This window comes from Rickettsia africae ESF-5, from assembly GCF_000023005.1.
GTDB classification, from domain to species: domain Bacteria; phylum Pseudomonadota; class Alphaproteobacteria; order Rickettsiales; family Rickettsiaceae; genus Rickettsia; species Rickettsia rickettsii.
In genome coordinates this window covers 713,810-728,429 of sequence record NC_012633.1, presented here as the reverse complement: position 1 = coordinate 728,429, position 14,620 = coordinate 713,810, and the positions used below count along the sequence as shown (strand labels likewise).

Sequence of the window (14,620 nt, the reverse complement as noted above, 5' to 3'; positions counted from 1 at the left end):
AATATATGAATCTAAATTACAAATCCGAATTGTTCTTTCACTTCATTAACCGTTTCAGAAGCTCTAATTCTTGCTTTTTCTGCTCCTTTGTGCAGTATTTTTAATAAATATTCTTTATCATTCATTAATTCTAAATATTTATTACGTATCGGTTGTAGATTTGTAATAATAATTTCTGCCAAATCTTCTTTAAATTTTGCGAAACCTTGGTTTTGATAATTACCGATTATTTTTTCCAAGCTTTCTTCGGATAAACTGCTATAAATATCTAATAAATTACTAATTTCCGGTCTTGTTTCTTGATCATAGCTAACAAAACTTAAATGATCGGTTTTGGCTTTTTTTATTTTTTGATGAATAAGATCGTTATTGTCTTTTAAATTGATACGGGAAAAATCCGAAATATCAGATTTACTCATTTTCTTTAATCCATCCCGTAAGCTCATGATTCTTGTGCCTGTTTCACTAATTAACACCTCAGGAACTTTTAGAATTTCTTTGTTAAATTTTCTATTTATTACCCCTGCAATATCTCTTGTTAGTTCTAAATGCTGTTTCTGATCCTCACCTACAGGCACTATATCGGCTTTATATATTAAGATATCCGCTGCCATAAGTACCGGATAGGAAAATAACCCAAGACAAGCCTTTTCTTGATCGCTACCTGCTTTATCTTTAAATTGTGTCATGCGCTTTAACCATCCAAGCGGTGTAACGCAATTTAGTAGCCAAGCAAGTTCAGTATGCTCTTTCACCATACTTTGGGCAAAAATCGTTACTTTGTCGGGGTTAAGCCCTGCTGCTAAATAAACAGCAAGCACCTCCATAATTGAATTGTTAAGTTCTGATGGCTTAATATCAACCGTGATAGCATGCAAATCTGCTAAGAAGAAAAAACAATTATATTCTTCCTGCATTTTAACCCAGTTTTTAATTGCACCAAGATAGTTACCGAGATGTAAAGAACCGGTTGCTTGCACACCGGAAAGAACAGTTTTTTTCATTTAATACCTTTTTATTTTACTCATTGTAAAATTATGTTATAAATACCATTTTAATTAATATAATTATCTTAATAATTATGCTGTGGCGTTTAAGAATTTTATCATTTTACGGATTATTATCGTTATTTACATTTATTTTTTTTCTTATATGTTACATACCAGTAACATTTTTCAATGTCAACTATCACATAAGATATAGAATTGCCATTATCTTTTCTTATGCTTTTGTGTGGCTTGCAAAAATTTGTTGCGGTTTAAAATATGAAGTAGAGGGGCTTGAGAAATTACCGAAGACTATTGCAATCGTCGTGTCTAATCACCAATCCTTTTGGGATCAAATGTTTATGCAACTGATTATTCCTAAACATTCTTGGGTATTAAAGCGTGAATTATTTAATATACCCCTGCTTGGTTGGGGACTTCGGATGGTTAAACCTATTGCGGTTGACCGTGGTACTAATAGCTCGGTTGCTCAGATTTTAAGAGAAGGTCAGGAAAAAATAAAAGAAGGATTATGGTTAATAATATTTCCGGAATCAACTAAAGTTCCGCCTGATAGAACGGTAAAATTTAAACCAAGTGCCGTAAAGCTTGCTTCAATTACTAAAGTTCCAATTGTGATGATAGCTCATAATGCCGGTTTATTTTGGCCTAGAGGTTTTTGGTTTAAGCAATCTGGAACTATAAAGATAAAGATTATAGGTGTAATAGAAAAAGAAGAAATAGAGCAAACAGACGTACGTATACTTAATGACAAGGTTGAGCAAATTATTAACAGTGAAAAGCAAAAATTATTAAATTAATATTAGGTTTTAAAAATAATTAGTATTATCATAAAATTACAACTTAGTTTTTATGGAGGTATTTATGGTAAGGACAACAGCGTTAAAATTAATTGCGGTTATCGATAGTAAGCAAATGATGCTTTACGACGCTCAAGGAGTTAAAATTACTACTAATACACCTTTAAAATTATCTTTGGATTTAGAGGAGCATCACCACCATAGAGAAAAAAGACAAAGCCTTTACCAAAATAAATCTACACCGGCTTCGTTGTTTGAGCCGCATACTTCGCTAAAAGATATAGCACATAAAGAAGCAGCAAGGAGCGTTATTAAACATTTAGAGAAAGTAACTACTGCTGATCACGCTAAATATAAGGAATTGATTATTGTAGCAGAACCGCAAATGCTTGGATGTGTTAGACAAGAACTTAAAAACGGTCTAAAAAAGATGATTACTAAAGAAATTGCTAAGGATTTAGTGCAACATAGCGTAGATGCAGTGGAGCGAGTAGTATTTTCTTAGATAATCTTTATATGTCATTCCCGCGAAACCGGGAATCCAGTAAAACCTATACAAAACTTGTGTTTTTAGGTTTATTTTGTCAATAATCTGTAATTTTTATACTAGTATTAAGGTGATCCTTTCTAGACTCCCACTTTTGCGGGAATGACATAGAAGTCGTACAACAAGGTTTTTAGTCGTTTGTAATGATGATACAAATTAGGTGCCTAACTTATTAAATATTTCTTTTGTATTATTTGCAATAGTTAAACCAATTTGCTTATCTGTATTCTCAAAAGTTTTTATAGTCTTTTCATTAGGAATCTTAATATGTGGTTTGAAAGGCAAACCGCCGCTATTTATACATTGAGTTAGAAAAATATCCTCATGGCTTCTGACATAGTCATCCCCATTTGCTTAAATATTTCTGCTGCTTCAAGTTTTATATCTGCTGAAACGCGTAATCTAATATCTACTGTATTCATAATATAGCTCCATTTAGTTATCATTATCCGCTATAGTCAAATGATTTGAATTCACTTACATCGTCTCGCGTCGCTCTCCGATTATCTATAGGCTGCGCTTCTCGCTCTTTGTAATTACATCCAACTGATTTGACTACATTTTAGTATATATGGCGGCATGCGTCAATACACTCATATTTTAATTCAGAATAGTTGCACTAATAAGAAAAAGTGGTAAAATATCATATCGAACAAATTAAATATTATGAATAATTATGCCACAAATTTATTTTAACGGTCCGGAAGGACGAATTGAAGGAAGATATGCAAAAGCTACCGCGCCTAACGCCCCTATTGCATTAGTTCTTCATCCTCATCCTTTATATGAGGGTAATATGAATAATAAAGTAGTTTATAATGCCTATAAGATTTTAGCAGATAACGGTTATACCGTCTTACGTATTAATTTTAGAGGAGTAGGGGGATCACAAGGTAAATTTGATAACGGAGTCGGTGAAGTGGTTGATGCGGGGGCAGCTCTCGACTGGTTACAGCAGAATAACCCAAATGCTCAGTCTAATCTGATATTAGGATTTTCTTTCGGAGCATGGATAGCTATGCAACTTGTAATGCGACGTCCGGAAATAAATCATTTTATTGCTATTTCACCGCCAGTTAATACAATTCATAAATATGACTTCTCATTCCTCTCACCTTGTCCTATTCCAGGGTTTATATTACAGGGAGATAATGATAGTATAGTATCGGCAGATGATGTAAAAGACCTAGCAAATAGATTATCTAAGCAACAATCCCATATTAAAGTTGATTATAAAATTATCAATGGAGCTGACCATTTCTTTCGTTATAAAACTGAAGAATTTTCTAAAGCAATAAATGCTTATTTAATAACAATTCAATCTAATTATCATCACCATAATAATAATGTACATGAAGCAATTAGTAAACACCCAAAGAAATTATTTTTATATTAGTTTTTGTTGTGTGGTTCGGCTTATCCGTCATTGTGAGCAGGCGTTGTTGCAGGTACCCAAGTCGTCATGGCAAGGAAATTGCGTAGCAATCCAGTAAAAATTCTGATTTACAGAATTTTTTTATCACCACGCAGCCTACGGCTGCTTGCAATGACGACTCGGTATCCACGCAACAATACCTCGTGGGAATAACATAAAAAGAATCCATATCACAACGTCTACAATTCTAAATAAGCTTCTATTGCTAAAATTAATATTTCATCTTTTTTAGCATCTAACTCTTGAGTTAATTCTTCATAAATTTGCCTATCTGATAGAGAAGTAAATTTTTTAAATAGCTGCACTAATTTTAAAGAAGGGATAATACGAAAAGCATCTTTTAATATTTTGATCTTTTTATTAGCATTAAGCTTATTATTTAAATTAAAGTAAAATTCTAGTAATTCGTCGTTATAACAATTTAAATCTACAGCCGTTGCCAAATAATCTATAGCATTAGCCGTATTATTACTTTCTACTTCTTGTTTCGCTGCTAATAAATAATACTCAGCAATTTCCGGCATAGACTCATGTTTATGAAATTTTGCGAGCTTATTCGTTATAAAAATAAATTTTGTCCATAGAGAAAGTCTAGCATAACAACGCATTAAAGTAATTAAATTGTCAATATCAAGTTCATTGAAATTATAAGCCTTTGTTGCGTAATTTTCTGCTTGCTCATAAAAAGATTTATCATAATAAAGTTTTGCTAGATTTTTGCTACCGTAAAAAACAAATTCTTTAGATGTAATAAGTTTTTGAAAATAGGAAATTTTTCTATCTACATCCTCTTCAGTTACGGCTAAGATTAAATTATGGAATTCTTGTGAATCTTTTAGATCTTCAGAAGATAAATTTTTGCGAGCAATAGAAGCAGATTTAGCTTTATTATTCATAATATATTCGGCAAAAGCTAAAATTAAAGCATATCTATCATGATTAATTTTTCGTTTACTAAAAATATTATGTATTTTAGATGGTAAATCGATAATTAATATTAGAAATCTAATGACAATAAAACAAGAAATTAGTAATAAAAGGCCTAAAATAAGACTAAAGAACAAGGTAGTCTCTATATTATAATCATATAAACTAATAAAAACTTTTGAATCAAACCTCTCTATAAAAGTAAACCCGAAATAAAGCAGTAAAAAAGTAGCACATATTAATAATAACCTAAACATCTTGATTTACAAACTCCTGCATAAATTTTTCTGAATAAAGACAATCGATTAGATAGTTTAAGTTCTCTAAAATTAGAGGTTTATCTTGTTCTGTTATCATCATAGCAGAAGGTTTTTTTTCAATTTTGATAAACTTCTCCAGCCACTTATGGTTGGTAGGAAAAATTACTTCCGTACTACTTGATTTAGAAAAAAGATAATTATTATATGTTTCTAAGTTATTTAAAATATTCCTTATATCTTGAGGCAGCAGGCGGGATTTTACTATTCTTAGTTCTTTACTATAATCCTTATCTTGCATGAAATTATATACTAATAGATTTACATTTAATAAGTAATTAATATAGTTAAGTGATACCCATACGCCTACCTCATCACTCGTCGCTCTCCTATTAGTTATAGGCTTCTTCGCTCCTTGTTCCTTGTATCCGAATGAAGTTGAATTGACTACAGTGTCTAATTTTGGTTCTACTAAATTAGTCGGTGCTTCAGGAAACTTTAAAGAACTTATGTAATTTAAAAGCGACTTGGTAGATAATAGAGGAGCTGCTTCCTTTTCTTCCAGGGTAGTATTTTCTTTATTTTCTACTGCTTGATCAGGAATTTGGCTTAAATCCTTATTTTTACTTTTAAAAAGTTTTAAAATATCGGATCTATTATGATAAAGAGTAAAAGAAGATAAGACAAATATTACTATTGCTATAAAAAAGATGTTTTTGCTTTTAAATAAACTATCGAATTTGTGCATTTTCAGATAATAACTTGATTATATCGTTAAGGTTTTGATCATCACAATAAACCACATTTTTTATAAAAGGTCTAACTATATTTGCAACTTTCAAACTTATGGCTACAACTAAACTATCTTGTAAGTACTCTAGTAAATTATTTTGCAGTAATAATTTTACTAAAGTCCTAGCACTATTTTGAGAATAAAGTAATATAAAATCAATATTATTTGTAAATTCTTTTATAATAGATACGGGCAGCTCATTCAAATATTCTACATTATAAATGATATGTCTAGCTATTTTGCTAGGTAAATCTTGAGTAATTTCATTTGAAGATAAATATATAGTCTGCTCATATAAATCAGGAGGAAAATGCTTAATCAAATCTTCCACGTTTTTAGCAGTATACATTACTTTCTTGCCTAATAATCGTTTTGACTTACTACCTACTACCCAAATATCTTGTTTTAAGTTATGACCGGTTAAGATACTTGCTGCATATTTACTAGTTATTATTATATTTGAGTAATTATCTAAAATATCGATATTAAAATCTAAGGTTTTATATTTAATTAAAGGACAATGAATATCACGTAAATCTAAATTATATTTACTTATTTCCTTTATAGTTTCATTATTTTCTTCAATATGTCTAGTTAATAAAACCGATTTCATACAATATTTGTACTCCAATATAAAAAGCAACTGCCCAAATAATAATAGCAGCTATTTTATTAATTATAGTTAAAATCGTACTACTTTTATTTAGCTTTCTAATATTATAACCTGCAACTGCTAAAGAAAAAAACCATATCCAAGATATAAGTATGCAAGTTAAGGTAAATATAATTTTTGCAATACCGCTATACTTTAAAGCACTAATACCTATTACTATAATCGTATCCATAATTGCATGCGGATTTAATATTGACACCGATATAGCAAATAAAATTTGTTTTTGAGCTGAAAAAGCCCTGGAATTCATTGTAAGATCAATAGGCGGCTGATTCCAAGTATTATATCCCATATAAATTAAGAAAATAAATCCAACAATAAATATAGATAATTTTAACCAAGAAATTTCAAGAATTAACAAAGATATCCCAAGAACTGCCATACATATAAGCATAGTATCACATATTGAGGCTGCAATTATGCTAGGTAAAGTCTTGCTAAACTTTGGCTGTGTTGCTCCTTGATTGAATATAAAAATATTCTGTACTCCGAGCGGCACTATTAAACTGAGAGCTAAAACGATGCCATGTAAAAAAGCACTTAATATATCATTATTCATTTAAATAGCCATTTTATATACTAGAGCTATGCTCCAAATTGTTACTGCTCCCATTTTATTAATTATTTTTAATATTATAGCATTTTTATTTAATTTTCTAATATTATAACCAATTATTGCCAACGATAAAAACTATATACAAATAAACATGTAAATAATTTTAATGTCATTTCATTGATATTTGTAAAAACCAATATTTAATATACTCATTATATATGGGTTTAATATAGATAATATTGATATCACAATATAGAAACTAAACTTTGTTTCCACATAGAAATAGGCTAAGGTTCTATTGTTAAATTAAAATATGATTGATTCCAAGTATTATATTCCATACAGATTAGAAAAATAAATCCAATTATGAAAAAAGGTATTGCTATATACCAAATCATAAAAATAAAGAAGAAATCATGATTGAAAACGATTATATGTATAAGTATATTATAACATATCGAAGTAACAATTACACTAGGTAGAGCTTTTTTGAAGCTACGATATTTTGCACTTTGATTTAATATAAAAATACTTGGTATAATGGAAGAAATAGCAAAATACGGTATTAAAAATATTATACTTAATATATATCATTCATTATTGTAATTTAGTTTTTATTTTTAATAATATTAATAAAGACGGAATAGTTATAATAGTAGTAAATAAAAAGAAATTTTGCCAACCGAAATGTACTACTATATAGCCTGAAATTATAGGAAAAATTGAGCGCGAAATCCCCATCATCGATGAAAGAAAAGAATATTGAGTAGCTCGAAATTTACCTTGACAGAGTGCAGAAATAAAAGCGATATAAGCAGTCATTGTCATACCGCCGGTAATACTTGCTATTCCTATCGTAATAAATAATAATAAAGAATCTTTACCGTTTATTTCAAGAAAAATAAATAAAATATGTCCTAAAGCATGAATAATACCAAATAAAAATATACTATTTAATATATTTTTATGTTTCATAATAACCCCGCCGACAAGTCCACCGATTATAGCTCCTACAACTCCACAAAACTTTCCAACGCTTGCTATTTCAAAAGCATCATACTCAAGATGAAGCAAAAACGGATTAATCATAACATTAATTAAGTTATCCGGTAACCTATATAATACTAGGAAAATTAATATAAGAATAATGAAATAAACAGAACCTATAGGTTTTAACGCATTATATATAAAATTTATTATGTTTTTTTTATTTTGATTATTTTTTATATCATTCTTGATTATCTGTATATGTATGTTCTCGTTTAAATAACAATACTTAATTCCTACAATCAATAAAATTAAATAAATAAATACTAAACCGGCAAAGATTTTATATATTTCATTAAATGTTAAATAAATAGATAAATAAATAGCTCCAGAACCGGCTAAAAGCATACCGACCCGATAACCGAATATGTATATTCCTGAAGTAAACCCAAGCGATTCTTTAGGTACTATTTCCGTTCTTAAGGCACTTAATATAGTATCTTGTGCAGCACTAAAAAAAGAAATAATTAAAGCCGTGAAAGCAAATAATAATAGATTAGTACTAGGATCTAGAAAGCTGAAAATATATATAAGAAATATCAATGCACTACTAGTTAAGCAAATCCAAGATAATCTATGACCGAATATTTTGTTTAAATATTTAATTTGCACTGAATCAAAAATCGGTGCTAACAAGAAATTAATAGAGTAGGGAAGCGTTATGAATGATAATATACCGATTGTTTGCAGTGCTATATCTTCTTTAGCAAGCCAATAATTTAAAGTATTACCGGTAATCATTAGATTAAAACCGCTAATAAACCCAAACAACCAAATAATACATAAACGAGAGTTATTTAACATGAATTTATAGACTCCTTGCTCTTTTTGAAGTTGATCGAGTATATATGCTTTTAGCTCTAAGTTCCTATAAGCTTAATATGCAAAAATGTGAGTCTTCTGTTTATTTGCGGCATTTAATGTAATCATGTTATTTTAATTTCTCAATATCTTTCTTATCTAATTTTGTTATTGTGTCATAATAGTTTCTAAAGAAAGCCCTTCTTTTTTCATTTCTTTAGCCATAGTAATTTTCTCTTTTTTTCTACCTTCTTCAATACCTGCTTGTTGCCAGCTATGAGCTAAGCTATTCATAAGGTTTCCTCATTTTTTCTATTTCTATTTTATCATTTTCCCTAATCTGATTCAAGGTGTAGAGGACAAAATTAGCTCTATATAATCTATACCGATATTAACTTTAATAAATTCTGGTACAAGATCAGCTACTTCTTGCCATCTCTTTAATACATCTCGTTTGTGGATATGTTTTAAAAAAAACTGCAAGATTCCAGACCAAGCTTTTTCTTTTAATTTTTCATCAGAAATATTTTGAACATTAATTAACTGATAATCATTAATCCATATGTATTTTTTACAAGTTCACTGTTTTCAAATAACTCCCATAGATTAGTCATAAAGTGACAAAAGAATGTAAGAGAAATATAGCTCATTCTTATAAAAATAGCGGGGTAGTATTTTTAAACTTAAAAAATATGCAAAAAAAGCAAGATAAAACTTTACAAAAGTCAAAATGTGATTTTTCTTTTCCTAACCAAGATTTATTAAATCTTATCGATGAGATGGAACTGTTTTACATATTTTGAGATTCAAAGCCCTTATTTTTCTTATTTCATTTTACACTATGCAGGACCTAAGCCATGGACTACCGATAAGCAGGAATTATGGAAGACAAATCAGGATAAATTAGATAAGATCACAAAATATTACTGGCGATATAAAGAAATAACACCTTGGAGTAGTATAAATTAATTATTTTAATTGACTTTAGCACTTAAGAGATTTAAAAGTTAACTTTAATATGTAAGGTTACAATAAAAATGTTACCGCCTAAAATTTTCTTTGAAAAAGTTAAAGAAATAATGTGGCCTATAGAAAGGAAAGAATTAAAGCTATTTATACCTATGGCTTTAATGATGTTATGTATCCTTTTTAATTTTGGGGCTTTAAGATCTATCAAAGATAGTTTAGTAGTACCCTCTATGGGGGCTGAAATTATTAGCTTCTTAAAATTATGGTTAGTATTACCCTCGTGCGTAATTTTTACCGTACTTTATGTTAAACTTAGTAATAACTTAAATTTTGAATATATTTTCTACATTATAGTCGGCAGTTTTTTACTATTTTTCTTATTATTTGCCTATATTATTTATCCAAATCAAGATATTTATCATCCTAATGATGAAATGATAAATAAATTAATTGCTTCATACCCTAATTTTAAATGGTTTATTAAAATAGGTAGTCAATGGAGTTATGCACTGATGTATATTTTCGCGGAATTATGGAGTGCAGTAGTCATAAACTTAATGTTTTGGCAGTTTGCCAATCACATTTTTGATACTTCTAAAGCTAAAAGATTCTATCCTGTTCTTGGAATGGTCGGTAATATCGGTCTTATAATAGCAGGCAGCGTACTTGTCTTTTTCTCAAGCGGGCAGGACGTCATTGATTCAGAATTATTACCGGATTCTTTTAATTCATCTGCCGGAAATGCTATAATGCTTCAGCCAATCATGTCAATTATTGTTACTGCAGGAATAATTGCTATGCTTCTATTTAGAATAATAAATAGATTTATTTTAACAGATTCCATAAATGTTTTAGATGCAAAAAAAGTTACAGCTAAAATGAAAACAAAACTTTCGGTAATTGAAAGTATCAAATTAGTAATGCACTCAAAATATATAGGTCGTATTGCCTTATTAATAATCTGTTATGGATTATTAATAAATATAGTTGAAGGACCTTGGAAAGCAAAAATAAAAGAATTACATCCAAACACTATAGACTATGTTAACTTTATGGGCAGGTTTAATATTTGGATGGGGATATCATGCGTTACTTTCATGATAATAGGCAGTAATATTCTTAGAAGACTCGGTTGGCTCATTTCGGCATTATTAACTCCTATTATGTTGTCTATTACCGGCTTGATGTTTTTTATCTTTATAATTTTTATTGAAGAAATAGAAGAATGTTTCGGTGATTTTAATCTTCTATATGCAGCGATTATTGTTGGAGCAATTCAGAACATACTGAGTAAATCGTCCAAATATTCATTATTCGATTCAACAAAAGAAATGGCGTATATTCCTTTACCTTTAGAGCTTAGAACTAAGGGAAAAGCTGCCGTAGAGGTAATAGGTACTAAATTCGGTAAATCGCTTGGAGCATTTATACAGTCTTTGATATTTATTATTATTCCGACTGCTACCTTTGATTCTATTATAATATATTTATTAGTAACTTTTATAGTTATGATGAGTTTATGGATTTGGAACGTTATAAAATTGAATAAGGAATATGTAGAGCTGTGTAAGTAAACGTCATTGTAAGCGGGCATTGTTGCGTGGATACCACCCAGTCATTGGAAGCAGTCGTAGACTGCGTGGCAATCTCATGAAATAATAACAAACTCCTGAGATTGTTTCGTCAAAATTTTCAATTGTTTCTTGCAATGACGAAAAAACTTCTTCATACAACAACAGAAAATCACACTATAATACCGATTTAAAGATGAAAAAAATTCTTAAAATAATATTATTTATAACTATCTTTATTATACTCGCATATAGTGGGTTGTGGTTTACTATTATGTGCTCTTTATCACACTCTATAAATCAAAAATATGCCGGTACCAACCTCAATATAGAAGAGGCTGATAATAATCCTAATCAGCAATATCTTATTAAGTTTTCTAAAGTTCAGCCATATGGTTTTCCTTTCAAATTAGGTATTTCAGTAATTAATTGGCAAGAAGAGAGTATTAATAGAGTAACTGAATTTACCACACCGATAAATATCGGTTATGATTTACTTAAGCAGAAATTATTTATACATTTTTCCGGAGAAGCATTCGGAAAATTTAAGCCGGTTCAAAGAGGCTTTGGAGTAAGATTTTATAATGAGAACTGTATATTATCAACAAAAATACCGTTAAATTTTAAATTATTTGAAATAGTACGATTTAAAAAAGATTTATTTGAAGTTATAAATTTAATAGAAAATATTAAATTTACTTCCGGTAAAACAGAAATTTTTGACTTAGTCGATAATCAAAAATTATATGAAGAAGATCATACTATACTTACTATGTTATTTGACAAAAGTAAGTATTATACAAGTAAACAGGATTTCCTTGATAACATACCGCAAAAATTAGCAATTTATTATGAAACCGAAATAGTACAAAGTAACCTTGAAGATAGAATAATACCTGCCGGCTTATTATTATATAGACCCGCTTGGAATAATAATTTCAAATTTTCCGGTAATTTCTTGATTAGTACTAGTAGTGTGCATTTTAAAGATATTGCTAAAGATTTAACAATTGAAGTTACTAATGCAAAAATCAATAGTAATAACTTTGAAAATAATATTAATTTATTATATAAAGGTAAGTTAAACGATTTCGGCAATAATAATATTGATCTTTTGGTAGATTCGCAATTTAAGCTAAAACCTGGTTTTATAATAGGTTCATTAGAATTTATAAAGAAATATTACGATAAGCAAACCTATTTATTTAAACTTTCTGATAATAAGCTATATAAAGATTTTAATAATGAACTAAGCTATATTTTAAATAATAATAAACAATATAATTTTAGTATTTTTGAAGATAGGGAATATAATTTTAATTTAAATATTAATTTAGTAACTGAATTAAACAAATTAACTAGAGCACAGATAAATGCTTTAAGTTTCTATTCAAACGCATCGGGATTTAATATAACAAATGAAACTATAGTAAATGCTCTTAAAGATTCTTACAGTAAAGGTACGATAATAATTAATGATTACTCTAGAATAATAGATGTTTTAAGTGCATATATATACGGAGTAGGGGATTTTAAAGATTTTTCGGAAGAGAGTAAGGAAGTATACGGGAATGCTTTGAAATCATTTTTAAAAACTATTTCTGATCACCCGAATTCATCTAATTTAATTGATGCTAGCATTGAGTATGTGTTTGATTTGTCCGATTTAAACAAAGCTAAAATAGGTAATATAGATGATATAAATAAACTTATACCTTTATATTATTTATCTTTATATCAAGCAGCAGTAAAAAAAGTGCAACCCGGTGAAAATGTAAAAGAAAAAATTATGGAGTTAATTCCTAATGTTAATCAAAAAATATTAGAGGAATGTATACTCGATGAACTTCGTTAATCATCATTGCAAGCAACTGAAAGGAGCGTGGCAATCTCAGGGTTTTGGCATGAGATTGCTGAGTCAAAATTTTCAATTTTTTCTTGCAATGACAGAACAACCTATAAAAATACCAACCATGAATATTATAGTAGAAATACAGCAAGATTTAAAAGATGAAGTAACTAAGTTAAACAATTTAATCATTAGCTGTTTAAAAAGTGATGAAGAGTTAATAGAAAAGGTCGGTAAATATTTACTAGAAGCAGGAGGTAAAAGAATTCGTCCGCTTTTAACTATAATAACTGCTAAAATGTTTGATTATAAAGGTGATAATCATATAAAGCTCGCAAGTGCCGTTGAATTCATTCACACCGCCACATTGCTTCATGATGATGTGGTAGACGACAGTACTTTAAGAAGATTCAAACCTACGGCTAACGTTATTTGGGGCAGTAAAACAAGTATTTTAGTGGGTGATTTCCTCTTTAGTCAGTCTTTTAAGTTAATGGTAGCTTCCGGCTCTATTAAAGCTATGAATGTTCTAGCTAAAGCTTCAGCAATTATTTCCGAAGGGGAGGTAGTACAGCTAGTGAAGTTAAATGAACGACGTATTATAACTATAGACGAATATCAGCAAATAGTTAAATCTAAAACCGCCGAACTATTTGGAACTGCTTGTGCAGTTGGAGCTATTATAGCAGAGCAGGTAGACCATATTTCTAAAGATATGCAGGACTTTGGGAAATTACTCGGTACGATATTTCAGGTTATAGATGACTTGCTTGATTATTTGGGTAATGATAAACAGGTAGGCAAAAATATTGGCGATGATTTCTTAGAAGGAAAAGTTACGTTACCGCTGATTTTTTTATATAATAAGTTAGCGCAAGATAAGCAGCTTTGGCTTGAAAATATAATTAAATGTGATAAGCGTACTAAAGATGACTTTGTAAAAATACATGACTTAATGGTAAAGCATGAAATTTACAATGAAACAGTTAATTATTTGAGTAACTTAGAAAATGCAGCAAGTAAGTTATTAAATAAAATTCCGGTTCAGAATATTTATAAAGACTATTTATTTTCGATTATTAAATTTATTTTGGAGCGCTCTTATTAGTTATTTGCATTCGTAGCTCAGCTGGATAGAGCGTTGCCCTCCGAAGGCAAAGGTCGTTGGTTCAAATCCAATCGAATGCACCACCACTATCACTTATTTTCCATAATATAGATTATAGAACAATTTTGAAATATCTAATTGTAAAAATATTGAAAATTGACGAACGGCTGGGACGGGAGGATTCGAACCTCCGGATGACGATACCAAAAACCGTTGCCTTACCACTTGGCGACGTCCCAATATTTAGAAGTAGAAAATTAGAAATGTATAGACTTTATAC

16 protein-coding genes, 2 tRNA genes and 2 pseudogenes are annotated in these 14,620 nt (G+C 29.4%); 8 read left to right on the top strand and 12 right to left on the bottom strand.

Annotation, left to right across the window (positions count from 1 at the left end; all coding sequences use genetic code 11):
- Positions 1-11: 11 nt before the first annotated feature.
- On the bottom strand, positions 12-1,004 hold the full coding sequence (gene trpS, locus RAF_RS03865; RefSeq protein WP_012719785.1) for a tryptophan--tRNA ligase: 993 nt from the start codon (positions 1,002-1,004) through the stop codon (positions 12-14).
- A gap of 77 nt (positions 1,005-1,081) precedes the next feature.
- Here trpS and RAF_RS03860 point away from each other — a divergent pair, with 77 nt between their 5' ends.
- Complete coding sequence (locus RAF_RS03860) at positions 1,082-1,807, top strand: lysophospholipid acyltransferase family protein (protein WP_012719784.1); 726 nt, start codon at positions 1,082-1,084, stop codon at positions 1,805-1,807.
- A gap of 64 nt (positions 1,808-1,871) precedes the next feature.
- Positions 1,872-2,312 (top strand): host attachment protein, encoded by a 441-nt coding sequence (locus RAF_RS03855; protein WP_041472025.1) that lies wholly within the window; start codon positions 1,872-1,874, stop codon positions 2,310-2,312.
- Between the two features lie 198 nt (positions 2,313-2,510).
- Here RAF_RS03855 and RAF_RS09360 read toward each other — a convergent pair whose 3' ends face one another.
- Positions 2,511-2,639, bottom strand: coding sequence for a hypothetical protein (locus tag RAF_RS09360; RefSeq protein WP_012262417.1), 129 nt, complete (start codon positions 2,637-2,639; stop codon positions 2,511-2,513).
- Between the two features lie 23 nt (positions 2,640-2,662).
- Positions 2,663-2,776 (bottom strand): type II toxin-antitoxin system RelB/DinJ family antitoxin, encoded by a 114-nt coding sequence (locus RAF_RS10395; RefSeq protein ID WP_014273549.1) that lies wholly within the window; start codon positions 2,774-2,776, stop codon positions 2,663-2,665.
- A 254-nt stretch (positions 2,777-3,030) separates the two neighbouring features.
- On the opposite strand from RAF_RS10395, the gene RAF_RS03840 reads away from it, so the two are divergent.
- A complete protein-coding gene (locus RAF_RS03840) occupies positions 3,031-3,750 on the top strand; it encodes an alpha/beta hydrolase (RefSeq protein WP_012719781.1) in 720 nt (239 codons plus the stop codon).
- Positions 3,751-3,968: 218 nt separating this feature from the next.
- On the opposite strand, the gene RAF_RS03835 is transcribed toward RAF_RS03840, so the two are convergent.
- The 8 genes and pseudogenes from RAF_RS03835 to RAF_RS08715 all read right to left on the bottom strand — a co-directional run bounded on the left by RAF_RS03835 (position 3,969) and on the right by RAF_RS08715 (position 9,368).
- Positions 3,969-4,973: a tetratricopeptide repeat protein gene (locus tag RAF_RS03835; RefSeq protein WP_012719780.1), complete on the bottom strand. Its 1,005-nt coding sequence runs from the start codon at positions 4,971-4,973 to the stop codon at positions 3,969-3,971.
- A complete protein-coding gene (locus tag RAF_RS03830; RefSeq protein ID WP_012719779.1) occupies positions 4,966-5,721 on the bottom strand; it encodes a palindromic element RPE2 domain-containing protein in 756 nt (251 codons plus the stop codon). The genes RAF_RS03835 and RAF_RS03830 overlap by 8 nt, the downstream gene beginning before the upstream one ends.
- Positions 5,705-6,379, bottom strand: coding sequence for a uroporphyrinogen-III synthase (locus tag RAF_RS03825; protein WP_041471881.1), 675 nt, complete (start codon positions 6,377-6,379; stop codon positions 5,705-5,707). Before RAF_RS03825 ends, RAF_RS03830 begins: the two co-directional genes overlap by 17 nt.
- Positions 6,357-6,998: a LysE/ArgO family amino acid transporter gene (locus RAF_RS03820; protein ID WP_012719777.1), complete on the bottom strand. Its 642-nt coding sequence runs from the start codon at positions 6,996-6,998 to the stop codon at positions 6,357-6,359. The genes RAF_RS03825 and RAF_RS03820 overlap by 23 nt, the downstream gene beginning before the upstream one ends.
- Positions 6,999-7,121 carry a hypothetical protein gene (locus RAF_RS03815; RefSeq protein WP_012150903.1) on the bottom strand — a complete coding sequence of 41 codons (123 nt, stop codon included), beginning with the start codon at positions 7,119-7,121 and terminating at the stop codon, positions 6,999-7,001.
- A gap of 471 nt (positions 7,122-7,592) precedes the next feature.
- Positions 7,593-8,846, bottom strand: a complete 1,254-nt coding sequence (locus tag RAF_RS03810; RefSeq protein ID WP_012719776.1) for an AmpG family muropeptide MFS transporter — start codon at positions 8,844-8,846, stop codon at positions 7,593-7,595.
- Between the two features lie 127 nt (positions 8,847-8,973).
- Positions 8,974-9,192: pseudogene (locus RAF_RS08720) on the bottom strand (transposase).
- Positions 9,189-9,368, bottom strand: a complete 180-nt coding sequence (locus RAF_RS08715; protein ID WP_234943938.1) for a hypothetical protein — start codon at positions 9,366-9,368, stop codon at positions 9,189-9,191. The pseudogene RAF_RS08720 and the gene RAF_RS08715 overlap by 4 nt, the downstream one beginning before the upstream one ends.
- Before the next feature lie 86 nt (positions 9,369-9,454).
- Here RAF_RS08715 and RAF_RS10600 point away from each other — a divergent pair.
- The 5 genes and pseudogenes from RAF_RS10600 to RAF_RS03775 all read left to right on the top strand — a co-directional run.
- Positions 9,455-9,812 (top strand): annotated as a pseudogene (locus RAF_RS10600) (glycosyltransferase family 8 protein); the annotation flags it as partial.
- Positions 9,813-9,880: 68 nt separating this feature from the next.
- Positions 9,881-11,386, top strand: a complete 1,506-nt coding sequence (gene tlc3, locus RAF_RS03790; RefSeq protein ID WP_012719774.1) for a nucleotide exchange transporter Tlc3 — start codon at positions 9,881-9,883, stop codon at positions 11,384-11,386.
- Between the two features lie 193 nt (positions 11,387-11,579).
- Positions 11,580-13,238 carry a hypothetical protein gene (locus RAF_RS03785; RefSeq protein ID WP_012719773.1) on the top strand — a complete coding sequence of 553 codons (1,659 nt, stop codon included), beginning with the start codon at positions 11,580-11,582 and terminating at the stop codon, positions 13,236-13,238.
- A 118-nt stretch (positions 13,239-13,356) separates the two neighbouring features.
- The gene (locus tag RAF_RS03780) at positions 13,357-14,340 is read left to right on the top strand and encodes a polyprenyl synthetase family protein (protein ID WP_041472024.1); all 984 of its coding nucleotides are present in this window, start codon (positions 13,357-13,359) and stop codon (positions 14,338-14,340) included.
- A 6-nt stretch (positions 14,341-14,346) separates the two neighbouring features.
- Positions 14,347-14,423: transfer RNA gene (locus tag RAF_RS03775), tRNA-Arg, on the top strand.
- A gap of 84 nt (positions 14,424-14,507) precedes the next feature.
- Here the strand turns inward: RAF_RS03775 and RAF_RS03770 are convergent.
- A tRNA-Gln gene (locus RAF_RS03770) sits at positions 14,508-14,579 on the bottom strand.
- Between the last annotated feature and the right edge of the window lie 41 nt (positions 14,580-14,620).

What these genes read in the sequence shown, in the direction of transcription:
- RAF_RS03860 (WP_012719784.1), top strand. Translation starts at nt 1,082, where the DNA reads ATGCTGTGGCGTTTAAGAATTTTATCATTTTACGGATTATTATCGTTA.
- RAF_RS10395 (WP_014273549.1), bottom strand. Translation starts at nt 2,776, where the DNA reads ATGAATACAGTAGATATTAGATTACGCGTTTCAGCAGATATAAAACTT.
- RAF_RS03835 (WP_012719780.1), bottom strand. Translation starts at nt 4,973, where the DNA reads ATGTTTAGGTTATTATTAATATGTGCTACTTTTTTACTGCTTTATTTC.
- RAF_RS03785 (WP_012719773.1), top strand. Translation starts at nt 11,580, where the DNA reads ATGAAAAAAATTCTTAAAATAATATTATTTATAACTATCTTTATTATA.
- RAF_RS03810 (WP_012719776.1), bottom strand. Translation starts at nt 8,846, where the DNA reads ATGTTAAATAACTCTCGTTTATGTATTATTTGGTTGTTTGGGTTTATT.
- tlc3 (WP_012719774.1), top strand. Translation starts at nt 9,881, where the DNA reads ATGTTACCGCCTAAAATTTTCTTTGAAAAAGTTAAAGAAATAATGTGG.
- RAF_RS03830 (WP_012719779.1), bottom strand. Translation starts at nt 5,721, where the DNA reads ATGCACAAATTCGATAGTTTATTTAAAAGCAAAAACATCTTTTTTATA.
- trpS (WP_012719785.1), bottom strand. Translation starts at nt 1,004, where the DNA reads ATGAAAAAAACTGTTCTTTCCGGTGTGCAAGCAACCGGTTCTTTACAT.
- RAF_RS03820 (WP_012719777.1), bottom strand. Translation starts at nt 6,998, where the DNA reads ATGAATAATGATATATTAAGTGCTTTTTTACATGGCATCGTTTTAGCT.
- RAF_RS03840 (WP_012719781.1), top strand. Translation starts at nt 3,031, where the DNA reads ATGCCACAAATTTATTTTAACGGTCCGGAAGGACGAATTGAAGGAAGA.
- RAF_RS03780 (WP_041472024.1), top strand. Translation starts at nt 13,357, where the DNA reads ATGAATATTATAGTAGAAATACAGCAAGATTTAAAAGATGAAGTAACT.
- RAF_RS03855 (WP_041472025.1), top strand. Translation starts at nt 1,872, where the DNA reads ATGGTAAGGACAACAGCGTTAAAATTAATTGCGGTTATCGATAGTAAG.
- RAF_RS03825 (WP_041471881.1), bottom strand. Translation starts at nt 6,379, where the DNA reads ATGAAATCGGTTTTATTAACTAGACATATTGAAGAAAATAATGAAACT.